Source organism: Rhodothermales bacterium, assembly GCA_017643395.1.
Lineage (GTDB): Bacteria > Bacteroidota > Rhodothermia > Rhodothermales > UBA10348 > JABDJZ01.
Window position 1 is genome coordinate 16,885 of sequence record JAEPNP010000006.1, and the last position, 24,737, is coordinate 41,621.

General features: G+C 64.2%; 22 protein-coding genes. 14 read left to right on the forward strand and 8 right to left on the reverse strand.

What is annotated here, in order from left to right:
* Together JJ896_16330 and JJ896_16335 are read left to right on the forward strand one after the other, a co-directional pair.
* Positions 1–2,121, forward strand: a complete 2,121-nt coding sequence (locus JJ896_16330; protein MBO6781224.1) for a hypothetical protein — start codon at positions 1–3, stop codon at positions 2,119–2,121.
* A 67-nt stretch (positions 2,122–2,188) separates the two neighbouring features.
* Positions 2,189–3,409, forward strand: a complete 1,221-nt coding sequence (locus JJ896_16335) for an amidohydrolase (GenBank protein MBO6781225.1) — start codon at positions 2,189–2,191, stop codon at positions 3,407–3,409.
* Here the strand turns inward: JJ896_16335 and JJ896_16340 are convergent.
* On the reverse strand, positions 3,406–5,025 hold the full coding sequence (locus JJ896_16340) for a DUF2339 domain-containing protein (protein MBO6781226.1): 1,620 nt from the start codon (positions 5,023–5,025) through the stop codon (positions 3,406–3,408). The two genes, JJ896_16335 and JJ896_16340, sit on opposite strands and share 4 nt — an antisense overlap.
* A 70-nt stretch (positions 5,026–5,095) precedes the next feature.
* Between JJ896_16340 and JJ896_16345 the strand changes: the two genes are divergently transcribed.
* The 4 genes from JJ896_16345 to JJ896_16360 all read left to right on the forward strand — a co-directional run bounded on the left by JJ896_16345 (position 5,096) and on the right by JJ896_16360 (position 10,668).
* Positions 5,096–6,946 (forward strand): hypothetical protein, encoded by a 1,851-nt coding sequence (locus JJ896_16345; protein ID MBO6781227.1) that lies wholly within the window; start codon positions 5,096–5,098, stop codon positions 6,944–6,946.
* An 88-nt stretch (positions 6,947–7,034) separates the two neighbouring features.
* Positions 7,035–7,382, forward strand: coding sequence for an iron-sulfur cluster assembly accessory protein (locus tag JJ896_16350; GenBank protein MBO6781228.1), 348 nt, complete (start codon positions 7,035–7,037; stop codon positions 7,380–7,382).
* Positions 7,383–7,537: 155 nt separating this feature from the next.
* Entirely contained in the window at positions 7,538–10,168 is a 2,631-nt protein-coding gene (locus JJ896_16355; GenBank protein ID MBO6781229.1) for an ATP-dependent Clp protease ATP-binding subunit, read from the forward strand.
* Between the two features lie 170 nt (positions 10,169–10,338).
* Positions 10,339–10,668: a TraR/DksA C4-type zinc finger protein gene (locus tag JJ896_16360; GenBank protein ID MBO6781230.1), complete on the forward strand. Its 330-nt coding sequence runs from the start codon at positions 10,339–10,341 to the stop codon at positions 10,666–10,668.
* A gap of 1,134 nt (positions 10,669–11,802) precedes the next feature.
* On the opposite strand, the gene JJ896_16365 is transcribed toward JJ896_16360, so the two are convergent.
* The gene (locus JJ896_16365) at positions 11,803–12,264 is read right to left on the reverse strand and encodes a hypothetical protein (protein MBO6781231.1); all 462 of its coding nucleotides are present in this window, start codon (positions 12,262–12,264) and stop codon (positions 11,803–11,805) included.
* Between the two features lie 104 nt (positions 12,265–12,368).
* Between JJ896_16365 and JJ896_16370 the strand changes: the two genes are divergently transcribed.
* Positions 12,369–13,490: a winged helix-turn-helix domain-containing protein gene (locus JJ896_16370; protein ID MBO6781232.1), complete on the forward strand. Its 1,122-nt coding sequence runs from the start codon at positions 12,369–12,371 to the stop codon at positions 13,488–13,490.
* Positions 13,491–13,700: 210 nt separating this feature from the next.
* On the opposite strand, the gene JJ896_16375 is transcribed toward JJ896_16370, so the two are convergent.
* The 5 genes from JJ896_16375 to JJ896_16395 are packed head-to-tail and all read right to left on the reverse strand — an operon-like array spanning position 13,701 to position 17,768.
* The gene (locus JJ896_16375; GenBank protein ID MBO6781233.1) at positions 13,701–14,465 is read right to left on the reverse strand and encodes a rhomboid family intramembrane serine protease; all 765 of its coding nucleotides are present in this window, start codon (positions 14,463–14,465) and stop codon (positions 13,701–13,703) included.
* Between the two features lie 39 nt (positions 14,466–14,504).
* Complete coding sequence (locus JJ896_16380) at positions 14,505–14,807, reverse strand: hypothetical protein (GenBank protein ID MBO6781234.1); 303 nt, start codon at positions 14,805–14,807, stop codon at positions 14,505–14,507.
* On the reverse strand, positions 14,804–16,129 hold the full coding sequence (locus JJ896_16385; GenBank protein ID MBO6781235.1) for an FAD-dependent oxidoreductase: 1,326 nt from the start codon (positions 16,127–16,129) through the stop codon (positions 14,804–14,806). Before JJ896_16385 ends, JJ896_16380 begins: the two co-directional genes overlap by 4 nt.
* Positions 16,129–17,109, reverse strand: a complete 981-nt coding sequence (locus JJ896_16390) for an electron transfer flavoprotein subunit alpha/FixB family protein (GenBank protein MBO6781236.1) — start codon at positions 17,107–17,109, stop codon at positions 16,129–16,131. The genes JJ896_16385 and JJ896_16390 overlap by 1 nt, the downstream gene beginning before the upstream one ends.
* Complete coding sequence (locus tag JJ896_16395; GenBank protein ID MBO6781237.1) at positions 17,106–17,768, reverse strand: electron transfer flavoprotein subunit beta/FixA family protein; 663 nt, start codon at positions 17,766–17,768, stop codon at positions 17,106–17,108. The genes JJ896_16390 and JJ896_16395 overlap by 4 nt, the downstream gene beginning before the upstream one ends.
* A gap of 231 nt (positions 17,769–17,999) precedes the next feature.
* Here JJ896_16395 and JJ896_16400 point away from each other — a divergent pair, with 231 nt between their 5' ends.
* The 4 genes from JJ896_16400 to JJ896_16415 are packed head-to-tail and all read left to right on the forward strand — an operon-like array spanning position 18,000 to position 20,615.
* Complete coding sequence (locus JJ896_16400; GenBank protein MBO6781238.1) at positions 18,000–18,494, forward strand: hypothetical protein; 495 nt, start codon at positions 18,000–18,002, stop codon at positions 18,492–18,494.
* Positions 18,495–18,535: 41 nt separating this feature from the next.
* Entirely contained in the window at positions 18,536–19,684 is a 1,149-nt protein-coding gene (gene hemW, locus JJ896_16405; GenBank protein ID MBO6781239.1) for a radical SAM family heme chaperone HemW, read from the forward strand.
* On the forward strand, positions 19,684–20,133 hold the full coding sequence (locus JJ896_16410) for a DUF192 domain-containing protein (GenBank protein ID MBO6781240.1): 450 nt from the start codon (positions 19,684–19,686) through the stop codon (positions 20,131–20,133). Before hemW ends, JJ896_16410 begins: the two co-directional genes overlap by 1 nt.
* Positions 20,115–20,615 carry a DUF192 domain-containing protein gene (locus tag JJ896_16415; protein MBO6781241.1) on the forward strand — a complete coding sequence of 167 codons (501 nt, stop codon included), beginning with the start codon at positions 20,115–20,117 and terminating at the stop codon, positions 20,613–20,615. The genes JJ896_16410 and JJ896_16415 overlap by 19 nt, the downstream gene beginning before the upstream one ends.
* A 6-nt stretch (positions 20,616–20,621) precedes the next feature.
* Here JJ896_16415 and JJ896_16420 read toward each other — a convergent pair whose 3' ends face one another.
* Positions 20,622–20,954, reverse strand: coding sequence for an iron-sulfur cluster assembly accessory protein (locus JJ896_16420; GenBank protein ID MBO6781242.1), 333 nt, complete (start codon positions 20,952–20,954; stop codon positions 20,622–20,624).
* A gap of 203 nt (positions 20,955–21,157) precedes the next feature.
* On the opposite strand from JJ896_16420, the gene sufB reads away from it, so the two are divergent.
* From sufB to sufD, 3 genes are read left to right on the forward strand one after another with little or no spacing between them, the layout of a single operon-like run.
* Entirely contained in the window at positions 21,158–22,618 is a 1,461-nt protein-coding gene (sufB, locus tag JJ896_16425; protein MBO6781243.1) for a Fe-S cluster assembly protein SufB, read from the forward strand.
* A gap of 38 nt (positions 22,619–22,656) precedes the next feature.
* A complete protein-coding gene (gene sufC, locus JJ896_16430; GenBank protein ID MBO6781244.1) occupies positions 22,657–23,418 on the forward strand; it encodes a Fe-S cluster assembly ATPase SufC in 762 nt (253 codons plus the stop codon).
* Positions 23,418–24,731: a Fe-S cluster assembly protein SufD gene (gene sufD / locus JJ896_16435; GenBank protein ID MBO6781245.1), complete on the forward strand. Its 1,314-nt coding sequence runs from the start codon at positions 23,418–23,420 to the stop codon at positions 24,729–24,731. Before sufC ends, sufD begins: the two co-directional genes overlap by 1 nt.
* Positions 24,732–24,737: the final 6 nt, after the last annotated feature.

Consider the following 24,737-nt stretch of genomic DNA (forward strand, 5'->3'; position numbering starts at 1 on the left):
ATGTCCCTGTCTTTCGGGCTTTCTCCCTGGATCCTGATCCTGCTCGGCCTGCTGGCCGTCGCCGGGGCGATCTGGCTGTACCGCAATACGGTACCGCGGGTAGAGAGCTCGGGACGCATCGTGCTGTCCGGACTGCGCATGGCCAGTCTGCTACTGCTGATTTTTCTGCTGGTCGAACCCCTCATTACCCGGGAGCGCACCGCCGCGGATCCGCCCGTTGTGGCTCTGCTCATCGACGACTCCCAAAGCATGGTCGCGGACGGCGATACGACCGCAATCCGCGCAGCCGCAGCGGGGATAACGCCCCCGGGAGCCGACGTGCGGGCCTTCCGCTTTGCCACCGACCTCCAGGTCGATGTGCCGGACTCCATGCACTTCTCCCGAGGCCGCACTGACATCTCGGCGGCATTGGAGCAGACCCTGGCCGAGCTCGAAGGTGAAAACCTGAGGGCGGTCGTCCTGGTGTCGGACGGCCGGTACAACACGGGCCGCAATCCCCTGCACATTGCCGACCGCTTCCCCGTGCCTGTGCACACGGTGGTGCTCGGTGACACCACCTCTCGACAGGATGTGCAAGTGCGCCGTGTGCTGACGAACGAGGTGGCCTACCGCGGCACCGCTCTGCCCATGGAAGTCGGCATTCGCCACGAGGGCTTTGGCAACGCCCGAGTCACCGTACGTGTGCTGGAGGGAGGCCGCGTCCTGGATCAGGAGCAGGTCACACTGCCCGCGGAGGCCGGTGAGGTGCCTGTCACGCTGGAGGTCGTACCCGACACCACGGGGCTGGTCCGCTACGATATCAGTGTCTCCCGATCCGTCGACGAGTTCACCTACCGCAACAATGTCGCATCGGTCGCAGTGCAGGTCCTGGAATCCCGACGCCGGGTGCTTCTGCTCGGCGGCGCTCCGAGTCCCGACCTGACCGCCATCCGGGCCGCGCTCGGCACGGACGATGAGCTCGCCGTCGATCTGTTCGTTCGGCGCTCGTCCGGCGGCTATTTCCAGGGGCCGCTGCCCGACCTCACGGAGTACGATCTGCTCATACTGTCCGGTTGGCCTTCCCAGGGCACGGACGCGGGCGATGTGGATCGTGTAGCCTCAGCCGTCGCCGAAGAGTCCATTCCGCTGCTGCTGACCCTGGGCCAACGCACCGATTTTCGCCTCATGCAGCGACTGGGGCCCATCCTTCCGGTCCAGCCCCGCGTCATCCGGAGTGGACGGACCGAAGGTCGACCCGTTCGCACCGGAGCGGGGCTACGACATCCCGCGCTTGCCCTTCCGGCCAATGCCCCGGGGGATGCCTGGAACGCCCTGCCCCCCATGGCAGTCACCGACGTGACGTGGCAGACGGCCGCAGATGCCCAGGTGCTGGCGACGACCGCCATCCGGGGCGTCACGCTCGACGACCCGTCCCTGGTCTTGCGCAGGCGCTCCGGCGCGCGGGCCGCCGTGCTGCTCGCGTCAGGATTCTGGCAATGGAGCAACCTGCCACCAAGTCTGGAGGCCTACCAGGAAGTTTGGCCCACCCTGACTGGCAATCTCGTGCAGTGGCTCGCTGCGCCCGAGGATGACAGACCCGTGCGTGTGCGCCCGCTGACCACGTCGTTCGAAGGCGGGGAACGGGTGGAGTTCTTTGGGCAGGTCTATGATGAGTCAGCCCAACCGGTGCCCGGCGCTACCGTCGATCTTCAGATTCGCACCCCGGACGGAACGACCCTCCCGTTTGCCATGCGCTCGATCGGGTCAGGCCGCTACCGGGCGGACGCCGGCACCCTTCCCGAGGGCCGATACGCCTACACCGCGGCCGCCTCGTTGGCGAATGAGCAGCTGGGCGAAGACTCGGGCGTCTTTTCGGTGGGGCCATTGGCCCTCGAATACCAAGACACCCGGGCCGACGCCGCGCTAATGCGCCAGATTGCGCTCAGGACAGGAGGACAGGCCCTCGACCTGTCATCCCTTGGCGCGCTCTCCCAGCCTGCGGCCCAGGCCTCCTGGCTTCATCCCAGGGACCGCGTCGTGCGCTCTTCCATCCGCCTTTGGCAGCGATACCCGTTCCTCGTACTGGTCCTGGTATTGCTGACAGCCGAATGGTTTCTGCGAAAACGGCGCGGACTTGTCTGAACGGCAGATCCCGCCGCCGGACTCGCCGTTTATTCCGGCTTAGTACGCGACAGACCCGAGACCGCCTGTGAACGAACTCCAGATTGCTCCCGAAGCCGTTGAGATCCCGCTGGATCTTACCCTGGAGCATGCCGGGTTTGAAGCGTTTCTGACCGACATCCGCCGCCACCTGCACCGGCACCCGGAAATCGGGCTGCACGAATACGACACGGCCCGGTTTATCCGCGACCTGTTCGAGCGACGTGGTCTGGAGGTGGTCGGTCCGCTGGCCCGAACAGGCCTGTATGTGGATATCGTCGGTGCTGCCGATGGTCCCACCGTTGCGTACCGGGCTGACATCGACGCCCTGCCCATCGACGACCGAAAGGATGTCGAATACCGCTCGACTCGTGAGGGCCTGGCGCATTTGTGCGGCCACGATGCGCACACCACGATTGCCATCGGCACCGCGCTGCTGCTGGCGGAACGTCGCGACAGACTGAAGGGCACGGTGCGTGTCTTTTTCCAGCCCAACGAAGAGGGCATTCCCAGCGGCGCGCCGCTCATGATTCGCGACGGCGTACTGGAGGGCGTTTCGGCGGCGTTCGCCTCCCATGTGGATCCCACCCTGCCGACCGGGGTGTTTGGGCTTATCACAGGAGCGGCCACAGCTTCTGCCGACCGTTTCCGCGTCATTGTGCGCGGACCGTCGACGGGCCACTCCGCCCGACCGCACCAGTCGGCAGACACGGTCTGGATCGCGACCAACGTGATGAACACGCTCTACCAGGTGGTCGGCCGCCGTACGGACGCGCGTCATGGTACTGTGCTGGCGGTCTGTCGGCTACGCGGCGGCGATGCCTATAACGTCATCCCGCAGGAAGTGGAGTTTGGTGGCACTGTGCGCTGCACGGCCCGGGAGGACCGCGATACGGTGCGCACACTGATCGCAGAAACCGCTCAGCGTACGGCTGCGCAGTTCGGTGCCGAAACGGTCGTCGACTTCGATCACGGAGCGCCCCCCGTGCTGAATGACCACAAGCTGGTGGGACTGGTCCGCGAAACCATCACGGGCATGTTTGGAGAGGACGCGATCTTCGACATCCCGGCACCCAGCATGGGCGCTGAAGACTTTGCGCACTATCTGACGCACGTGCCCGGCATGTTGCTGCGCGTGGGCACCTCCGACGGGCCTGCGACCAGCTATCCCCTGCATGACTCCTGCTTCGACATTGACGAAGCGGTGTTCGGCAAGGCACCTCGCATGCTGGCTGCCATGCTGGAAGCGTACCTGGAGCGCGCCCGCTAGGGCTGCTCGGCGACCGGCGACTCCTCGAGGTCTTCCTCCCAGAAATCGGGGAACAGATAGCTGGCTCCGAGCAGGGCCGCGCCGATCCCAAGGAACAGCAGAATGCGCCACACCGCATCCATCTGCTCGAGATCGAAGAAGAGCAGCTTCCCCACAACCAGTCCCACTGTGGAGATTCCGGCCAGGCGCACGATGCGCTCCCGGAGGCGGAAGCCTGTTGCCAGGAGCGTCACCGCCAGCAGGGCCCATGCGATCGTCGCCAGGACGGGTCCGATATCCAGGTAGTCTCCCAGCGCACCGAAGACGGCGTTGAGGTAGAGCAGGCCGAGCACCCACGCGATGGCGTAGTGTCGTCCCGCTTCGGCGGTGGCGGAGGCGACGGCCGGCAGCGCGATGATGCCGAGCCCGTCGAAGACCACGCCTTGCCACCAGATCGACGTTCCATCCAGAAGCTGAAGGGCCATGCCCACGCTGCCCACGAGCACCAGCAGCCGCGCGACCCATCCGGCCGCCTCTGCCGGGTAGCGCGCGTGCACTACGTGCAGCACCGCAGCGAGAATCAGTAGCGGTCCGAACGACTCTCCGTCCAACAAGGCCAGCGAGCCCACCGAGGCCAGCAAGGCGGCGGCCGACAGGGGTCCCGCGCGGAACAGCAGGTTCCTACCCTCCCGGATGGAGACCGCGCTATACCCGGCCGCCCCGGCCAGGGCCAGCCACCCCACCGGCAAGCGGCTCAAATCGAGCGCAATCATGAGCAGGCCCAGCGTCAGCAGCGGCACGCCGATTGCCTGGAGGGTGGTAATTGCGTGTGCCCACCGGCGCTCATCGCACCACATCATTGGCAGCACACCAAACACGCCGAAGAACACCAGAATGGCTCCGGTCACCGTGGACCGCACCGCCAGGGTGTGCTCAGGACGCAATTCTCCGGCCGCCAACGCGAGTGCGACGGTCATGCCGGCAGCAAGCAGTGCGTGGGTCAGCACCCAACCTCGAGATCGGTAGACAATGCCCGCGGTGACCATGACCGCCGCGAGATACACGGTCAGGGCCACCAGCGACCCTTCTCCCCCGGAAAGCACAAACGGCGCCGCCGTAGCCGCACCGAACGCCACGGAAGCGAGCGCACCTGCCCCACCCACCAGACTGAGGGCCAGACACACGCCGCTGACTGCCGTCGCCAGGACAAGCGCCGGGATCAGGCCGATCATGCCGTAGAAGACGTGCGCAGAGAACACGGCTACGTACCACGCTCCGACCCCGCCACCAGCAAGCACGTGGGCCAGCATGCGACGCTCGCGCAGGCGGCCGGCCAGTGCCAGCAGCACCCCTCCCGCTACAACCGCCAGTGCTACGCGCACCAACTCGTTGATCCAGCCACGCTCAATGCCGTAACGCACCAGAAACAGGATGCCGGCCAGGAAGAGCAGCATGCCCAGGCGGGCCAGGGCCCCATCGCCTGTCAGGAACGCTACCAGTCGCGCACCAGCCTCCCGGAGGCGATCGGGCGGTTTGGGCCGGGGGGTGGGTGACGCCGGGGCGACCCGATTCGCGAGGCGCTCCTCCAACGCGGCTACCCGTGCCTCCAGATCGGCTATGCGGCTCTCCTGATCCACGCCGCACAGTACGAACGGCAGGATTGCGTTGCATGGGGCTCCTTCCGCGCCTCTACCTCCAAAAAGAGCCGTGCTGCTTCTCTGTTGCCTTGTGATCAACGAAATCGCCTTCGCTCCGGCGGACCCGGCCCTGGAATACGTGGAGCTCCTCAACGTCGGCATCGAGACGGTTGAAATGGCACAGATAGAGTTTTACGATTCGCGTCTGCGTCCGGTCAGGGTGTCGTCGCGATCCCTTCTGCTAGAACCCGGGGGTTACCTGGTTCTGGTGCGGGACGCCGACGCGTTTGCGACGGCGTTCCCCGGGGTGCCATTTGTGGCCGTTTCGCCATGGCCGGCGCTGAACAACGGGGGCGACCGGCCGGCGGTGGGTGCAGGCGGCAGGGAGATCGATGCGGTGCCGTACGATGGCGACTGGGGCGGGCCCGTGCTGGAGCGACATGACCCGCGAGGGCCTTCAGACCATCGGGTGAACTGGACATCAGCAGCGGGCTCACCCGGACAGCGCAACGCGGCCTACCGGCCAGACCGAGAGCCGCCGGAGATCGTCTTCTCGGACAGGCTGCATACCGACACTGTCTGGGTGCAGGCGTCGGAACCGGTGCTCCCCGTGGGCCGGCTGGCCGGATCTCCGCTGAGCTGGGTCACCGACCGCACCGGGTGGGCGTTCCGGCCTCCGGGTTTGACCCTGAGCGGTCTGGAAGACCTGTTCGGAAACACGGCGCCCACGGTGATGCTGAGCCCGGTCCCCGGGCCGATGGCGGGGGACGTGCTCGTGAGCGAGCGACTGGTTCGGCCGAGTCCGCTGATTGAGCTCTGGAATCGATCCGACCAGGCACGCAGCCTGCGGCGCACTCGGGTTGGCGATCGCACGCTCGGACCCGTCTCGCTGCGGCCCGGCGCCGCCATGTTGGTCGCCGACCCGCCGGGGGGCAGCGAAGAGGTGGAGATCAGGGATGCCTATGGCGCCCTGGTCGACACAGCCAGTTTCGATGCGGACCTGCTCGACCCCGCCCTGCCACCCTCCGGCACGTCCTTGCACCGGCTGCCGGACGGGCGGTGGTACGCCGATCAACCGACGCCGGGTACCCACTCACCGCTTGTCGAGGTTGCCGCGCCCGCGGAGGGCACGCTCGTGATCAATGAGGTGCTGTTCCACGCCGAGCCGGGTGGGGTCGAGTTCGTGGAGCTCCTGGCCCTCGAGCTGGTCGAGCTCAATGAAGTCTACCTGCGGATTGATCGGTATCCGGCCACGCCCGACTCGGTGCGGATCGCTTGGCGACCCACCGCGGCTGCAGCGGGCACGTTGATCACGCTTGTTTTTCCCGTTTCGGGCGTCGCCGCGGCGGACCTGCCGTGGTTCGCGCAGCGGGCCTATCCCGATGGTGGTGGTATCTGGCTGCACGCAGCCGGAGCCCCTTCGCTCCGCAACGATGGGGTGCGGCTGTCCCTTCACCGGCGTGACGGCCTCCTGCTGGACCATGTCGAACTGACCCCGGATCTGCACGCCGCGGATCTGCGTGACCCCGCGGGGATCTCCCTGGAACGGGTGGATGCGCGCGCGCCCGCAGATGCGCCAGGCAACTGGCGGTCCAGCGCGGCGACCCGTGGTGCCTCTCCGGGTGAGGGGCGGGCACAGAGTCCATCGCCCGAATCCGGCGGACTCCAGCTTGTCCCGCAGGTGTTCGATCCTTCCGAGACGTCGGTCCGGATCACGGTGCCGGGGGCTGCGAGTGTGCACGCCCGCGTGTTTGACCGACGCGGGCGGGCCGTACGCACCCTGGCCGGACTGGGACAGGCCGTGTTCTGGGACGGGCGGGACGAGTCAGGGCGGCGGGTGCGGAACGGGATCCACATTGTGCTCGCGCGCGGCGAATCCGGGCGATCCTACCGCGGAGTCGTCGTGGTGGCTTCCCGCTGATCGGAACATGTTGCCGTCGCGCCACGCGGTGGAACAGCCCCAAACACCCTTCGTTGCAAAGCGCGAGTGCAATCCGCCACGCACGTATATGATCGGAACCGACGCCACTACTCCCCTTCAGCTCTCGGATCGAGCCGCCAATGAGATCCGGAACATCATGGAGACCAAGAGCCTCCCTGAGGGGTTCGGCCTGCGGGTAGGCGTTCGAGGAGGCGGCTGTTCCGGAATGAGCTACATGCTCGGTTTTGACCGAAAGCGTGACCACGACCTGCAGTTTGAAGTAGACGGTATCGCAGTCTACATGGACAAGCGGCACGGTCTCTATTTGATGGGCACGATGATCGACTATCAGGACGGTCTGAACGCGCGAGGCTTCACGTTTGAAAACCCCAACGCCACGCAGACGTGTGGCTGTGGGTCCAGCTTCGCCGCATGAGGGATGCGGACCAGACCGTGGCTGTCCGCTTGGTCTGGTTCTTGCCCTGTGACGGTCTGCTGGCCGAGGTCCGCATCGCAGGATGCATACCACCGGCTGCAACCACGCCCACCGGGCATCCCCCCGCCTGCCGCTTCTGGCGCAACCAATAGAACATGGAAGGCAACTTTTCCAATCGGGTTCGTGACGTGATTTCCTTCTCCCGGGAGGAGGCTATTCGTCTGGGCCACGATTATATCGGCACCGAACACCTCCTTCTGGGAATCATTCGCGAGGGCGAGGGCATCGCCGTCAAGATCCTTCGCAACCTGGGTTGTGACCTCTTCAAACTGAAGAAGTCGATCGAGGAGACCGTGCGGTCGACCGGCGGCACCTTGACGGTGGGCAACATCCCCCTCACGAAACAGGCCGAGAAGGTGCTCAAGATCACCTATCTCGAGGCCAAGCTGTACAAGAGCGACGTCATCGGCACCGAGCACCTGCTTTTGAGCCTGCTCCGCGATGACGAGAATCTGGCCGCGCAGATCCTGCAGCAGGGCTTTTCCATTACCTATGACGCTGTGCGGTCAGAGCTCGATACGATCGTCAGCGGTACGGCATCCTCACGCGGCGGCAGCTCCGGCGGCGGTCGGCAGTCGAGCGGCCGTTCCTCGTCCTCCGGCAAACAGGATCGTGGTGGCAAGATGGACAAGAGCAAAACTCCCGTACTCGACAATTTTGGACGCGATCTGACTCGCCTGGCCGAAGAGGGCAAGCTCGACCCCGTTGTGGGCCGGGAACGCGAGATCGAGCGCGTGGCGCAGGTCCTCAGCCGGCGCAAGAAGAACAACCCGGTGCTCATTGGCGAGCCCGGCGTGGGCAAGACGGCCATCGCCGAGGGCCTGGCCATGCGCATCGTGCAGCGCAAGGTCAGCCGCGTGCTCTACGACAAACGCATCGTGACGCTGGATCTGGCCGCGCTGGTGGCCGGCACCAAGTACCGCGGCCAGTTCGAGGAGCGCATGAAAGCGGTGATGAACGAGCTCGAGAAGAGCCCGGACGTCATTCTCTTCATTGACGAACTCCACACCATCGTCGGCGCCGGCGGCGCATCCGGTTCACTGGACGCCTCCAACATGTTCAAGCCCGCGCTAGCGCGCGGAGAGATCCAGTGCATCGGTGCTACGACGCTGGACGAATACCGTCAGCACATCGAGAAGGACGGCGCGCTTGACCGTCGCTTCCAGAAGATTCTGGTCGACCCCTCCACCCCGGAGGAGACCGTGCTGATCCTGCAGAATATCAAGGACCGCTACGAATCGCATCACAACGTCAGCTACTCGGACGAGGCCCTCGAGCTTACCGTCAAGCTAGCCGAGCGCTACATCACCGACCGATTCCTTCCGGACAAGGCCATCGACGTGCTCGACGAGGCCGGCGCCCGCGTGCACCTCAACAACATTCGCGTTCCCAAGGAGATCGTGAAGCTTGAGGAGGACATCGAGGCGGTCCGCGAAGAGAAGAACCAGGTCGTCAAGAGCCAGAAGTTCGAGGAGGCCGCGCGTCTGCGTGACTCCGAGAAGAAGCTCATCGAGGAGCTGGAGAAGGCCAAGAAGGAGTGGGAGGAAAAGGCCGAGTCGGAGATCCATGACGTGGCCGTCAACGACATCTCCGAAGTCGTGGCCATGATGACCGGTATTCCGGTGGATCGCATCTCCGAGCCGGAGACCGAGAAGCTGCTCCGCATGGAGGAAGAGCTGAAAGGCACGGTCATCGGTCAGGAAGAGGCCATCCGGAAGCTCTCGAAGTCCATTCGGCGCACGCGTGCGGGTCTCAAGGATCCCAAGCGGCCGATTGGCTCATTCATCTTCCTCGGCCCGACTGGTGTAGGCAAGACCGAACTGGCCAAGCAGCTGACCGAATACCTGTTCGACAACCAGGAAGCACTCATCCGCGTGGACATGTCGGAGTACATGGAGAAGTTCTCCGTGTCCCGCCTCGTCGGTGCGCCTCCCGGATACGTCGGCTACGAAGAGGGCGGCCAGCTCACCGAAAAAGTGCGCCGCAAGCCCTACTCCGTGGTGCTGCTCGACGAGATCGAGAAAGCACACCCGGACGTCTTCAACATCCTGCTCCAGGTTCTGGACGATGGGCAGCTCACCGATGGCCTCGGCCGCAAGGTGGACTTCCGCAATACCATCATCATCATGACGTCCAACATCGGGGCGCGTGATATCAAGAACCTCGGCAAAGGCATCGGCTTCAGCCAGGGCGAGCAGAAGGACTTTGACTACAAGGCGCTCAAGAGCACGGTCGAGGATGCGCTGAAGCGGGTCTTCAATCCGGAGTTTCTGAACCGCATTGATGACGTCATCGTCTTCCACCCGCTCGAGAAAGAGCACATCCACGAGATCATCCATCTCATGGCCGGAGACCTGTTCCGCCGCGCCGAAGAGCTGGGCATCACGGTGGACCTGGACGACAAGGCCAAGAATTTCCTTGTCGAGAAGGGCTATGACGCCAAGTTCGGCGCGCGTCCGCTTCGTCGCGCCATTCAGAAGTACATCGAGGATCCGATGGCGGAAGCTATCCTGGGGCACAGTCTCGGGGACGGCGACACGCTGATCATCACGTACGACGAAAAGGCCGACAAGGGCGAGCTCTCTTTCAAGACCAAGAAGCCTCGGAAGAAGAAGGCTACCTCTGCCAAGGCGAAGAAAGCAGCGTCTGCATCTGCGAAGAAGGACGATGCGGAGGCTGCTGCGGACGCGGTTGGTAGCGACGACGGGGAAGCTTCGGCGGAATAGGGTTGTGGTGCCGGGGGGTTCGGGCAGACGTCTGACGCGATTCGCCTTGGGCCGGGAGGCCTTGCAGGCGCGTTGGAATCGTTGTGTGCCGGCCCCGGCAGAAAATCGCGGCAGACGTCCGCCCGAACACGGTTCACGCCTGTTCAGGCCGGGGATTCTTGGGGGTCCTGGTGGATCCTGATCGGTTTCGGCAGGCGCTGGAGGGGCTTCGCTTCGCTTTGCTCGCTCGGTTGGGCGGGGAGGTTGCTGCTGATTCCTCGATCGTTCCTGATGATGCGATTGGTCGGTTGACCCGTATGGAGGCTTTGCAGGCTCAGCAGATTGGGCAGGCTGGGCGGCGGCGGCTGGAGGGGCGGTTGAAGAACGTGGAGAAGGCGCTGAAGGCGTTGGACGACGGGACTTACGGTACTTGCGTCGTTTGTGGCGGGGAGATTTTGGCGGGGCGGTTGGAGATCATGCCGGAGGCTCGGAGTTGTGTGAAGTGCGCGGCTCGGCGGTGAGAGGCTGAGGGTCGGCGTCGCTTCGCTCGCCTCGGGGTTGCTGGGGTGCGCGGCTTCGCCGGGGGGCGGCTTCGCTGCGCTCGCCTTGGCGTGGGCGTCGCCGGGCCTGGCGGGGCGTTTGTGGACTTTGGGGGGTGGATTCCATGTCTCGGCGATTTCTTGGGCGCTGGAAGTCGAATTCGGGGGTGCGTTTCCACGTTCGGGTCGGTTGGCGTGCAGGCTGAGGTCGAAAATGGGGTGCGGATTCCATGATTGAGGCCTCCGGGGGCACGCCCGGGCGGCGGGCTGGGACGTGACGGCGGCGCCCGGACGGCGGACGACGGCGGCACTCCCGGCCGGCGGCGGGGACGTGAACGGCGGCACGCCCGGGCGGCGGCGGGGACGTGACGTGCGGCACTCCGGCGTGAGCGGCGGTGGGCGGCGCCGACTGTCCGCGGGCCGGGGGCATGGAGAAACCGGGCGAGTTCGACGGTTCGCAGGGTTGCCCTTTGCTGGCGTGTGGCTTTGGGCGATAGAATCGGCCTGGAACGCCTGCGCTGACGCGGCGCACAGGCATCATCTTAAGGAGGCGTGGGTCGACTCGGTCGTGTTTGCGCGTAGGGGCCACGACGTCCGGTTCGACCGACTCGACCAAATTGCACGAAGCCGTGCTGAGCGCGATTCGCCCTGCAAGCTTTCGGGCCGTTCTTGGGGACCAGAGGCGAATCGGGGGCTCCGATTGAACCTTTTGGGCCGTCCCCGGGGGCCAAAGGTTGCATAGGCAGCCCCGATTGAACCTTTCGGGCCGTTCTTGGGGGCCAAAGGTTGCATTGGGAGCCCCGATTGAACCTTTCGGGCCGTTCTTGGGGGCCAAAGGTTGCATTGGGGCTCCGATTGAACTTTTTGGGCCGTCACCGGGGGCCAAAGGTTGCATTGGGAGCCCCGATTGAACCTTTCGGGCCGTCCCCGGGGGCCAGAGGTTGAGAATCAGGCCTCGGTTCAACCTTCCGGGCTAATTGTGCACGGGCGCCGAGAGGTTTCGCCCGCAGCCGGCCCTCACCGCCTTCGGGCGGACGTCTGCCGCGATTTTCTGCGAGGGCCGGCGCACACCGCCCCCAACGCACCTGCCAGCCCCCCCGGCCCACGCTAGTCGCGTCAGACGTCTGCCCGAAGCTCCAACGCCCCAGCTCGCCGAAACAGCAAAGCCCCCCCGGCCCAAATCGCGCACCAGAACGCAGTCAGCCACACCATGTCGGCAGACCAGTGCGTGGTCAGATCCACCTGGGCGGCAACGGCAATCGCAGGCACAAGCGCCTGGGCCACGGCCATTCCGCCGAGGGCCGCTACCATGCCCATCGCCCGAAACCGGGTGATGCCCGCAATCAACGCCCCGACTACGAAGACCACCCCGTAGAGCATGTTGGCGTCGTTGTCCGCGTGGCCGATGATGCCGACAGCCCCGTTCACCCAGAACAGCAGGAACGCGCCGATCAGGGTGACGCGCACCCCCCAGACGTACCAGGGGTTGCCCCCGGCCCGGGAAACAAGAAACTTGTAAAGGGCGACGACGCCTGCGATGAAGGCGCCAAGTATCAGAAATTGCAGTAGTATGTCCATGTCAGTGCTCAGGTCACGGGTCCAGCGTGACCACTGCGTGTCGTGAGGAGCGCATAATCTCCGTATAACCCCTATGAGCGCCATGAGCGGCGCCTGAGGAAACTATGAGCACTGATGAGCAGACCGTGAGCGCGGACGAGGTCCGGTACCGATTCGGGCCGTTTGTGCTTGACGTCGCGGACCGGCAGTTGTGGCGGGGCAACGACCGCATTGAACTCAACGCCCGCTATCTGGACGCACTCACCCTCCTCGTGCGCGAGGCCGATCAACTCGTCGAGAAGGACCGCTTCTTTGATGAGGTATGGCATGACGTCGTCGTGAGCGACTCGGCGCTGGCGCAGGCCATCAAGGAAATCCGCAAGGAGCTCGACGACGACGCCTCCAACCCCACCTGGATCCAAACCGTGCCCCGACACGGCTACCGGTTCGTCGGCCAGGTCACGAGCGATGTGGTCGTGCCGGCGCCAACCGCCCCGCCTGCACAAGCCTCTACCACCCTGCCCTGGAAGCCTGCCGTGACCGAACTCTGGTCTGGCACCCTGGGCGGCGGATTCGCCGGGGTGCTGGGCGGCATCCTTTACGGATTCGGGCTGGCCTCCCCGGAGGGCGGCGTCGGCACGATTTCGACGCTACTGGTACTGGTCAGCCTGAGCGGATTGATCGGACTGACCGGCGGCTTCGGCGTCAGCGCGGGACTTGCGTCAGGCGGCATCCTGGCGCACTTCTCCCCTGGCCTCCGCACGCTATACCGCATCGGTGGGGCCGCGTTCGGGGGACTTGTCGTCGGTGCCTTGGCCAAGCTTCTTGGTGTGGACGCTTTCAACCTGCTCGTCGGCCGTGCGCCCGCCGGCATCACGGGAGGACCGGAAGGCGCCATGCTCGGTGTCGGCATCGGCATCGGCGCACTGGTCGGTGGGCTGGCCGGCCCGTACGCTGCCCGGTGGCGGGTGGCAACGGGCGCCGCTGTGGGTGGTGCCCTGGCGGGTGCGATTATCCCGCTGACCGGCGGCGCGCTGCTTGGTGGCAGCCTGCACATCCTTGCCCAGTCCTTCGTCGACTCCCAGCTGGAGCTGGAGCGCATCGGGGCGCTATTCGGCGAGCTGGACTTCGGGCCGGCTACGCAGATTGCGCTGGCCTCCATCGAAGGCCTGCTGTTTGGAGCCGGGCTTGTCGGGGCGATGTCCTTGGCCGCCCGGATGACGCGCGGAGCCGACTGGCGGCTATAGGTTACGCGCCGGGCCGGTTGGGGCGCGTTGGACCGGTTGCGCCCCGGGCCCGCGGTTGCGCCCCGGGCCTGCGGTTGCTCCCAGGGCCCGCGGTCGCGCCCCGGGTCTGCGGTTGCGCCCAGGGCCCGCGGTGGATCGCCGCGCCGGTTGGGGCGCGCGGGGTCATGGTTGTGCCCAGTGCCCGAGGTGGATCGCCCACCCGCGGCACCGCTACCACATGCGATCCCCTCGCTTGTGCACGGTCACCTCGAACACGTTCTGGCGCTCTTTCTTGATGAAGACCCGCATGATCGTCGCAAGCACCACGCCGGCGACGAATCCGCCGATGTGCGCCGCGTACGCCACGCCACCTGCCTGCTCGGTGGCCGCGGTGATGCTGCCCCAGCCCGAGACAAACTGGGTCACGATCCAGAATCCGATCGCCACCAACGCGGGCACCGAAATCACCCACAGGAAGAACAGGAAGTGCACCTTGTTGCGCGGAAACAACACGAGGTAGGCCCCCAGCACGCCCGCTATCGCCCCTGACGCCCCAAGCGTAGGAATCACGGACGATGGCTTCAGTGCCACCTGCGCAGCGGTTGCGGCGAGGCCGGAGACCAAATAGAAGGCCAAAAAGGCCCTGTGGCCGAACCGGTTTTCGACGTTGTCGCCGAAGATCCACAGGTACAGCATATTGCCGGCCAGGTGGCCGAGACCGCCATGCATGAACATGGCCGTGATGGCGGTCAGCCAGATCGGCGTGGGACCGGGCGCGTGCGGAATCTCGATGGACTGACCCTGCACGCGCAGGGTCTCCGGAGAGACCAGATCAACACCCGTGGTCAGCTCCAGCGGAACGGCCGCGAACCCGTACGTGAACGCGGCGCTGCCTTGCAGGAAGAAGTACACCACCAGATTCCCCACGAGCAGGGTAATCGTGACGTAGGCGGTGCGGTGCAGGCCCCGATTGTCGTCGCCTATCGGGAATAGCATCGGAATGGCGTCTGAGACGCGTGCATCACCCTTGCCAACCTAGCCCAGATTCCAGTTGACGCCGCGCCCGATCTCCGGATCGGGGAAACTCCACTCTACCGCGCCTTGGTCACAGGCATACAGGCACGTGCCGCACTCTATACAGTCCTCGAACTGAAAGTGCACCTGCCCCATCTCATCCAGGGTGTAGCAGTTGGCCGGGCACACATACGTGGTGCACTTGTGGAGACAGCCGCTGTTGCAGATGGCTGTGTCCACCACGATATGCGGCTTGGCCTCTGTTCGACCCTGGTTGCGATAGGCGACCATGCCGAGCCGTTCCGATATCGAAAGTGCTTTCATAGCGCGCGGGCTGCTTTGGCTCCGAGTTTGACGAGCTCCCAGTACGACGCGTGCCGCTTCACCGCGGTTCGCATCATCTTGCCGGCCTTTGGTGTGGGCGCGTTGCCGACCGTAAAGAACTGGCGGCCGAAGTCACACACGACCTTCGGCACTTTTTGTCCCATGGTTTCGCTGTGCAGCAGGTGCACGGCGTCCTGGAAACTACGCATGTCCTGCATGACGTAACTGGCCTCCAGGGCATCGCGATACTGTTTCAGCACGGCACTGGACGCATCGCCCGTATCGGCGGCCGCAATGGCGGTCTCCGCCGCCAGCATGCCGCTGCGCATGGCGTAGTCCATGCCCTGAATGGCCTTTCCAGCGTTTAGAAGCAGGTGTGCAGCCTCTCCGACCACCATCACACCGTCGGCGTAGATCTCCCTGGGCATGCCCCGGATATCACCGGTGGACACGACGTGAGCGGAGTACTCAACCGGCTCGCCCCCCTGCAGCATGTCCGCCACAGTTGGATGTGCCTTGAACGTGTTCAGGATGTCGTAAGGCTTCAGGCCCTTGTCTCGCAGGTCGGCCATGCCGAGCACGAGACCGATCGACACGGACTCCTCATTCGTATACAGGAATCCGCCGCCGTCCACGCCCTCCGAGCACGCGCCCACGAATTCGTTGGTCATGCCGCTGCGACCCCGCAGCTGGAAACGGTCCTCCAGCACCTTGCGGTCAAACCGGATGACCTCTTTCACGCCGACGGCCACGTGATCGGCCGGCACGTACTTCTCCTCCAGGCCGATCTGGCGGGTCAAGAGGTTGTTGACGCCCTCGGCCAGAATCACCGAATGCGCAAAAAACTGCTCTTCCCCGGCCCGAATGCCTACGACCTTGCCGCTGTCGTCCTGGATGAGCTCCTCAACAAGAATATTTGTGGCGAGGAAGCTCTCCTCGGCGGCCGGACCGGCTTCAATCACCTCTTCGACTTTCTCTGCCAGCCAGGCGTCGAACCGCGCCCGGAGCACCATCACGCCCTGGTAGGGCGGCGTGTCGAAGTGGTTGCTCTTGAAGTCCACCGAGAAGCACGACCCCGGATCCATGAAGGACAGCCGGCGGTGGTTCACGAACCGCTCCCAACCGGCTTCTTCCTCCCAGTACCCGGGCACCAGTCGCTCGAGATCGGTACCCCAGAGCACCCCGCCGGAAACGTTTTTGGACCCGCAGAACTCGCCGCGCTCGATCAGCAGAAACCGGCGTCCCGCCCGGGCCAGGACCATCGCGGCGCTCAGGCCGGCAATGCCACCACCGACGACGATGCAGTCAAAGGGTTCTTCCATCAGCCGGCGGCCTGGGCCGCCTTCAGTTCCTGAATGAGGGGAGGCATGATCTTGTACAGGTCGCCGACCAGGCCATACGTAGCATACTGGAATATCGGGGCATCTGCATCCTTGTTGATGGCCACGATCACCTTGCTGTTGGCCATGCCCGCCACGTGCTGAATGGCACCGCTGATGCCGACGGCGAAGTAGAGCTCCGGCGAGACCACCTTGCCGGTCTGTCCGATCTGCGCGGTGGCCGGAAACAGCCCGTTCTCCACAACGGCCCGCGATGCGCCGACGGCGCCCCCAAACAGGTCCGCCAGTTCCTGGACCAGGGCCTTGCCTTCGTCATCCTTGACGCCTCGCCCCGCGGCCACCACCACACGTGCCTCGTTCAGGTCCACGGCGTCGCCACCCGATGTCAGCAGTTCACGCAGCACCACGGCCGGATTGGACGCGTCGTAGTCGAACGGCACGGCTTCCACGGCGGGTGATCCGGCTTCCGGCACCGCATCGTAGGAGCCCGAGCGCACGGAGACCAGGACTCGCTGGCCGCTTGCGCTGGTCCGGGCCAGATGCTTGGCCGCCATGACCGGCCGGAGGGCCTCGACCCCATCGTCCGTGAGTTCAAACGACGCCACGTCCGGGATCGCCGCCGAACCGGAGCGCACGGCAAGTGCGCCCAGCACGTCCTTGACGGCCTCGGTGGAAGCAAGCGCCACTACGGCGGGGTCGCACGCCTGTACGGCCGTCGAGAGCGCCGCGAGCAACGCCTGCGTGCTGTGCGTCCCCAGGGCCTCATGCTCGATGGTCAGCACGCGATCCGGACCGAAGGCGGCAAGCTCTCCGGCCAGCGAAGACGCAGACGGAGAGGCAAGCAGCGCATCGACCGTCCAGCCACGGGAGTGGGCCTGGGAGCGGGCATGACTGAGCACTTCAAGCGACGAACGCTTGAGACGTCCGCCGTCGGCGGCCACGTAGACGAGAATCCGACTCACAGTTCCACCTTGGCTTCGTTCACGAGACGGTTCACCACGTCCGACGCCAGCTCGGAGGGCTCACCCTCGAGCGTCTGGCCAGGCTCCCGCGCAGGCACGGGCTCGAGACCGGACACGGTCGTCAGGACAGCACCTGCGCCCGACTCCGATTGCTCGACGGGCTTACGCTTGGCGGCCATGATGCCCTTCAGACTCGGGATACGCGGGTTGTTCATGTCATTCGAGCAGGTGACAAGGCAGGGCGTGCTGACTTCGAGCACCTCCTGTCCCGCATCGCCCTGGCGCGTCACGACCAGCTTGTCGCCGTCGATATCCAGCCCGACCGCGTTGCTGGCGTATGGCATCCCGAGTCGCTCGGCTAGCATGCTGCCGGCCAAACCGGCGTCGGTGTCCTGCGACTGTTTGCCGGTCGCCACGACATCGAACGACTGACCTGAGAAAAACTCGGCCAGGATCTCCGAGACCGCGTTCGAGTCCAGATCGGACGCGTCGTCGCGCACAATGTGATGGGCCGCATCGGCGCCCATCGCCAGTGCCTTTCGAATGGTTTCCCGGGCACCCTCAGGGCCGATGAGCACGAGGTCCACGGACCCGCCATGCTTCTCCTTGAGGACCAGCGCTTCCTCGACGGCAGAGGCGTCGTAGGCATTGAGCACCATTCGACCAGTTTGAACCGCCGCCGAAATGTCCGGGACTTGCTTGATACAGACGCAGAATCGCATCAGTTAATCCACCACGCTTACTATCTTCCGCCGCGGATAGGCCTAAACGGGCCAAAAACCGCCTCTGCGGACCTGAAACACGACCGGGATGCACCTCCCGGCAAGCGGCGCGCAAGCTACGAACCCCCCTCCCGCCTTCAAACCAAATTTCGACCAACCATGCCCCGGATGCGCCACCTACTAGGCCTGATCCTGCTCGCGACGCTGCCCGTCGGCACTGCATCCGCACAGGCGACCCCTCCGGCACTGGGCCTCGGGTTTCAGACGACGCTCAGTTCTACCGAGGGTTTGGGCGTGGGCTTGCGCGGTCGGGCGTCATGGGCCGTGAATGCAGATCTGTCGATGGCGCTTGGAGCAGGCATGACCGGATTCGTGCTCGAAGGCCGGGACGAGGCCACCTACCTGCTGGATCCGCAGGCATCGGTGATCGTGACCCTCAACGACTCCGGCAACCGGACGCCGTACATACTGGGAGGCATCGGCGCGGCCATCCCCGTCAATAGCGGGTCCAATGCCGAGAATGGCCCTACCCTGCATTTCGGGATGGGCTACGTGCAGGGCCTCCGGGATACGATTCTCTTCTATGAGATCAACCCGGCGATGATCGTGGGAGAGAACGAGATCTCCTTCAATATCCCGTTCCGCATCGGCGTCATTTTCTAGCGCGCCGGGCCGAGCCGACGTCGGCCCATCGAACCAAGACCTTGGCCGGGATCTACATCCACGTGCCGTTCTGTGAGCGGCGCTGCACGTACTGCGACTTCTACTTCGTGACGACGGCGCGATCGCATGCGCCGTTCGTGCGGGCCGTCACGGCGGAGATCGCCCACTATGGCGGCGAGTACGCCAGCCGCGAGCCCATCGAAACGATCTACTTCGGAGGGGGCACGCCGAGTCGGCTGAACGCCCAGGATGTGGAGGCCATTCTGCGCGCACTGAATGACGCCTTCGACACGTCCGCTGTGCGGGAAGTGACGTTCGAAATGAACCCGGACGACGCAGGCCTGACCTACCTGCGTCAGCTCAAGGCATTGGGCATCAACAGGTTGAGCATCGGCATCCAGAGTTTTTTCGAGGCCGATCTGACGTTCATGAACCGCAGCCATTCGGAGCTCCAGGCCCGGCAGGTGGTGGACACGGTTCGGGAGGCGGGCTTCGAGAACTTCTCCATCGACCTCATTTTCGGCGTGCCGGATCAGCCTGAAGAGTACTGGGCCGCCAACCTTGAGCGCGCGGTTACGATGGAGGTACCGCATATCTCTACCTACTCTCTCACCGTGGAAGAGGGCACGGTACTGGCCAACCAGGTGCGCCGCGGGATCGTACAGCCGCGTGAGGATGAGGACACGTCCGACCAGTACCTGTTTACGATGGAGTACCTGGAGTCCCGCGGCATGGAGCACTACGAGATCTCGAGCTTCGCCCGCCCGGGGTTCCGCTCGCAGCACAACGCGAGCTACTGGCGACACGCCAACTATCTGGGGTTCGGTCCATCGGCCCACTCGTTCTGGTGGAAGGGTCTGCCGGCACGACGCTGGGCCAACATCCGAAACCTGCGCGCGTACGAAGCTTTCGTCGACGGCGGCCAACTGCCGCTCGACTACCGTGAGGACCTCCTCCTGGATGACCTGGCGGATGAATACATCATGCTTGCCCTGCGCACACGCGAGGGCATTGATCTGGAACTGCTCGAGCAGCGCTACGGCGTTGATCTGCTCGACGAGAACCTGGAAAACATCGCATGGCTGGAAGAGGCCGGACACATCGAACCGGTATCAGGACGGCGACTTCGCCTGACCCCTCAGGGACGCACGGTGTGCGATTCCGTGGTGCGGCGGCTTGCGCTCTCCTGATGCTGCTGGGCCTCGCGGCCTGCGCCAACGAGCAGACCGAGAGCATTCCACAGGACATTGAGTTCCGGGGCGATGGGGTCCTGGACTTCCTCCGGCCCGACTCCACGGTCATCACGCGCATCGCCATCGAGATCGCCGTCAGCGATTCGGCGCAGGCCCGTGGCATGATGGATCGCCGCAGCATGCCTGACCGGGGCGGCATGCTGTTCTACTACGACGAGACGGGCGAGCGCAGCTTCTGGATGCGCAACACGCCGCTGAGTCTGGATATCATTTTTGTGGGCGAGGACGACCGTATCGTCAACATCGCCAAGAGGGCCACCCCCTATTCCGAGGCCCGCATCAACTCGGACGGGCCGGTTCGTCACGTTCTGGAGGTGCGGGCCGGCTTTACAGACCGATACGGCATCGAACCCGGAACCCTGATCCGATGGAGACGCTCCGAATGACCCGCATCCTGCTCCTGGCGCTGATTCTGGCAGCCTGCGCATCGCCAGAATCTGCGCCCGAATCTGCTCCTGAACCCGCCACGGAAGCTGAAATCCCGTTCCGCAAGGACGGCGAACTGACCCTGATGCGGGGTGACGAGGACGTTGTCACGCTCGACATCGAGATCGCGGATACCGACTCGTCACGCAACCGTGGGCTCATGGAGCGCACCTCTCTCCCCGACCGCTCCGGCATGCTGTTCGTGTTCGACGAACCGGGCATGCAGGGCTTCTACATGGCGAATACGCCCATGTCACTGGACTTCTTCTTTATCGGAGAGGACTCGGTGATCGTGAACACGGTCAAATACGCTCCCCCTCTCAGCCTTGAGACCATCGCCAGCACCGGACCCGTGATCTGGGTGCTCGAGGTGCCCGCAGGATTTATCGACACCTGGGGACTTGTGGCCGGCGACCGGGTGCGCTGGAGCCGGACCGAGTAGGACGTCCTAGAGCCCGAACGACTCGCCGCAGGCGCATGTGCGCGAGGCCTGCGGGTTGTTGAAATGAAAGCCCTGGCCGTCCAGGCCGTCGGTGAAATCGAGCATGGTGCCCTCGAGGTACAGCGCGCTCTTGCGGTCTACCACCACGCGCAGTCCTTCCCCGTGAGAGACGTGGTCTGAGTCCTGCACCGTGGTGTCCCAGCCAAGCTCGTAACTGAGGCCGGAGCAACCACCAGGCACAACCGCAACGCGCAGCATGACCTGCTGCAGGTCGACGGACTCAGCAGCCGCTGTTCGACGGATCTGGTCCGCTGCTCGATCACTGATTTCGATCGTCATGCAATCTTCCCGTTCTTGGGTTGCCTTCTGGGACGGTAATCAACCATTCTCCCGCCCCGAGAGTTTCCGCCGCGGACCTCTGTGAACCTGCCGTAAAGGCGGCCTCTGCAAGGGCTTGCGCCTATCACTTGTTGGAACAAGCGACAGGTGCAAACGTGGCACTATCCTTCTTTAGATTCAGTCTAAACACCACCCCACCGCGCATGAGCACGACGGGCACAGAGTACCTCCACGAAGTCGCTGACAGTGACTACGAGTGGGGCTTCGTCACGGAGATCGAGTCGGATACTGTACCGAAAGGACTTTCGGAGGACGTCATCCGGCTAATTTCTTCCAAGAAGGAGGAGCCGCAGTGGCTGCTTGACTGGCGTCTGCGCGCCTTCCGGTACTTTGAGAAGCTGCTGGCCGAGAAGGGCATGCCGCGCTGGGCTCACCTGGACTTCCCGGAAGTGGACTTCCAGGACATCAGCTACTACTCGGCTCCCAACAGCAAGCCGAAGTACGAGAGCCTCGACGAAGTCGATCCCAAGCTGCTGGAAACGTTCGAGCGTCTTGGCATTCCGATCCAGGAGCAGAAAATGCTCGCGGGTGTGGCGGTCGATGTGGTCATGGACTCGGTTTCGGTCGCGACCACATTCAAGGACGAGTTGGCCAAGCAGGGCGTGGTGTTCTGCTCATTCAGCGAGGCGGTCGAAAAGCATCCGGACCTGGTCAAGAAATACATGGGTTCGGTGGTCCCTCACACGGACAACCTTTTCGCGGCCCTGAACTCCGCCGTGTTCACCGACGGTTCCTTTGCGTACATCCCCAAGGGGGTACGCTGCCCCATGGAGCTGTCCACCTACTTCCGCATCAATGAGGCGGGTACCGGCCAGTTCGAGCGCACGCTGATTGTGGCCGAGGACGATTCCTACGTCTCCTACCTGGAGGGCTGCACGGCTCCGCGCCGTGACGAGAATCAGCTGCACGCGGCGGTTGTGGAGATCGTGGCCAAGAAGGGCGCTGAGGTCAAGTACTCAACCGTGCAGAACTGGTATCCCGGAGACGCGGAGGGCAAGGGCGGCGTCTTCAACTTTGTCACCAAGCGCGGCATCTGCGAGGGAGACGACTCCAAGATCTCCTGGACCCAGCTGGAAACCGGCAGCGCCATCACCTGGAAGTATCCGAGTGTCATCCTGAAGGGTGATCGCTCGGTTGGCGAGTTCTACTCGGTGGCGTTCACCAAGGGTCGCCAGCAGGCTGACACCGGCACGAAGATGATCCACCTGGGCAAGAACACGTCCAGCACGATCATTTCGAAGGGCATCTCCGCCGGGTTCAGCCAGAACAGCTATCGCGGTCTGGTCAAGATCGCCCCGAAGGCGGCTGGCGCACGCAACTTTTCGCAGTGCGATTCCATGCTGCTCGGAGATCGCTGCGGCGCACACACGTTCCCCTACCTGGAGATCGCCCATCCGGGAGCGAAAGTGGAGCACGAAGCGACCACCTCGAAGGTGGGGGAAGACCAGATTTTCTACTGCAACCAGCGCGGCATTTCCGAGCAGGACGCGATCAAACTGATCGTCAACGGTTTCTGCAAGGAGATCCTGGCCAAACTCCCGATGGAGTTTGCCGTGGAGGCGCAGAAGCTGCTCGCCATCGAACTGGAAGGAAGCGTCGGCTAGGACCGGCCACCCACAACGACTGATAACGACTCCCTGATATGCTCGACATCAAGAATCTTCACGCCGAGATTGAAGAGGACGGCACGGAGATCCTCAAAGGAATCGACCTGAACGTCGGATCCGGCGAAGTGCACGCCATCATGGGGCCCAATGGCTCCGGAAAAAGCACGCTGGCCTCCGTACTGGCCGGCCGTGACGGCTACGAAGTCACCGAAGGTTCGGTGGACTTCGACGGCGAGGACCTGCTGGACATGGACCCGGATGAACGCGCCCGCGAAGGGGTGTTTCTGGCCTTCCAGTACCCGGTTGAACTTCCGGGCGTCAACATGTCGACTTTCCTTCGCCACGCGGTCAACTCCGTTCGTGAGCACCGCGGTGAAGACGAGTTGAGTGCGGTCGACTTCCTGAAGCTGATGAAGGAGAAGGCTGCCCTGGTGAATCTGGATCCCAGCCTGAAGCAACGCGCAGTCAACGAAGGTTTCTCCGGCGGCGAAAAGAAGCGGAACGAGATTTTCCAGCTTGCCATGCTTGAGCCCAAGCTCGCCGTGCTGGACGAGACCGATTCAGGCCTCGATATCGACGCGCTCCGCATTGTGGCAGACGGCGTGAACCGTCTTCGCAATCAGAATCGCTCGTTCGTGGTCATTACCCACTACCAGCGTCTTCTGGAGTACATCGTACCGGACTATGTACATGTGCTCATGGACGGAAAGATCGTCAAGTCCGGGGGCCGCGAGTTGGCGCTCAAGCTCGAAGAGCAGGGCTACGACTGGATCAAAGACGAAGCAGTGCCCGCCTGATGGCTGACAACACATCCATAGAAGCCCGCCTCGTTGAGGTCTGGGAAGAGCGTTCCGGCGTGACCATGAACGGCCGCCTGCAGGACGGTCGCTCGAAGGCCATCGAACGGTTCCGCACCCAGGGTATTCCGGCTGCGCGCAGCGAGGCCTGGAAGTACACACCCATTCGCAAGGTGCTGGAGTCGCTGCCGCCGCTCGAAGTCGGCGCAGGCAGTTCCGCCGACGCGGTGACGGCCGATGCGGTCCGTGCCCTGGATATCTCCGGGCTGGACGGGTTTCGTGCCGTGCTGGTGGACGGCCGCTTTCGCGCCGACCTGAGCGACCTGGACGGTCTGCCCCGTGGCGTTCGCGTGCTCGACCTTGGAGAAAGTGCGTCTGACCCGGTTGTGCTGGAGCACCTGGACCAGTCAGGCACCGCCAGCCGGGATGCCTTCACCGAGCTCAATTCCGCCTTCGTGCAGGACGGTCTCTTTGTGCACCTGGCCAAGGGCGTGGTCATGGAGCGGCCGCTGGTGATTCTTCAGGTTATATCCGGAGCCAAGCCGTCCCTGGTACAGCCTCGTGTGTTGGGCGTGTTCGAGCGCGGCAGCCAGGCCCGCCTGGTTGAGGTGTGTCGGGGTCTGGGCTCGGAGCGGGTCCTGATCAACGCCGTGTCCGAGTACTTCACGGCAACGGACGCGCTCATCGATCACGTGCGCCTCATTGACGAGCCGGCAGAGACCGTGCACGTAAACAGCCTGCGCAGCTACCAGGAGGAGAAGTCCAATTTCTCCACCAACGTCATCACGCTGTCCGAGGGCCTTGTACGCAATCAGGCGTATTTCCTGCCTGACGGGGAATACTGCGAAACGCACCTGTCGGGCTTCTATCTCGCACAGAACGGGGCTCACGTCGATAACCACACGCTGGTTGACCACGCGAAGCCCGAGTGTTACTCGAACGAGCTGTTCAAGGGCATTCTGGCCTCGAATTCCGTTGGTGTATTCAACGGCAAGGTTCTGGTCCGGCAGGACGCGCAGAAGACGAACGCGTACCAGTCGAACAAGAGTGTTCTGCTGGACGAGTCGGCTCGCACCTACTCGAAGCCCGAGCTGGAGATCTACGCCGACGACGTCAAGTGCTCCCACGGCGCCACGACCGGCGAGCTGGATCAGGACGCCATGTTTTACCTGCGCACCAGGGGTATCCGTCCGGAGCAGGCCAGGTTGATTCTCCTCGAGGCGTTCGCGTCCGATGTGCTGGATCGCATCGCACTGGACCCTGTCAGGGAGCACATCGACCAGCTGGTTCGCACCCGACTCTCCAGAAACTGAACGCGC

Bases quoted from the DNA above. Each gene is read 5' to 3' on its own strand.
- sufC (MBO6781244.1), top strand. From the start codon at position 22,657: ATGCTCGACATCAAGAATCTTCACGCCGAGATTGAAGAGGACGGCACG.
- JJ896_16365 (MBO6781231.1), bottom strand. From the start codon at position 12,264: ATGGACATACTACTGCAATTTCTGATACTTGGCGCCTTCATCGCAGGC.
- JJ896_16350 (MBO6781228.1), top strand. From the start codon at position 7,035: ATGATCGGAACCGACGCCACTACTCCCCTTCAGCTCTCGGATCGAGCC.
- sufD (MBO6781245.1), top strand. From the start codon at position 23,418: ATGGCTGACAACACATCCATAGAAGCCCGCCTCGTTGAGGTCTGGGAA.
- JJ896_16395 (MBO6781237.1), bottom strand. From the start codon at position 17,768: ATGGTGCTCAATGCCTACGACGCCTCTGCCGTCGAGGAAGCGCTGGTC.
- sufB (MBO6781243.1), top strand. From the start codon at position 21,158: ATGAGCACGACGGGCACAGAGTACCTCCACGAAGTCGCTGACAGTGAC.
- JJ896_16370 (MBO6781232.1), top strand. From the start codon at position 12,369: ATGAGCACTGATGAGCAGACCGTGAGCGCGGACGAGGTCCGGTACCGA.
- JJ896_16375 (MBO6781233.1), bottom strand. From the start codon at position 14,465: ATGCTATTCCCGATAGGCGACGACAATCGGGGCCTGCACCGCACCGCC.
- JJ896_16415 (MBO6781241.1), top strand. From the start codon at position 20,115: ATGGAGACGCTCCGAATGACCCGCATCCTGCTCCTGGCGCTGATTCTG.
- JJ896_16380 (MBO6781234.1), bottom strand. From the start codon at position 14,807: ATGAAAGCACTTTCGATATCGGAACGGCTCGGCATGGTCGCCTATCGC.
- JJ896_16420 (MBO6781242.1), bottom strand. From the start codon at position 20,954: ATGACGATCGAAATCAGTGATCGAGCAGCGGACCAGATCCGTCGAACA.
- JJ896_16330 (MBO6781224.1), top strand. From the start codon at position 1: ATGTCCCTGTCTTTCGGGCTTTCTCCCTGGATCCTGATCCTGCTCGGC.
- JJ896_16410 (MBO6781240.1), top strand. From the start codon at position 19,684: ATGCTGCTGGGCCTCGCGGCCTGCGCCAACGAGCAGACCGAGAGCATT.
- JJ896_16355 (MBO6781229.1), top strand. From the start codon at position 7,538: ATGGAAGGCAACTTTTCCAATCGGGTTCGTGACGTGATTTCCTTCTCC.
- JJ896_16385 (MBO6781235.1), bottom strand. From the start codon at position 16,129: ATGGAAGAACCCTTTGACTGCATCGTCGTCGGTGGTGGCATTGCCGGC.
- JJ896_16400 (MBO6781238.1), top strand. From the start codon at position 18,000: ATGCGCCACCTACTAGGCCTGATCCTGCTCGCGACGCTGCCCGTCGGC.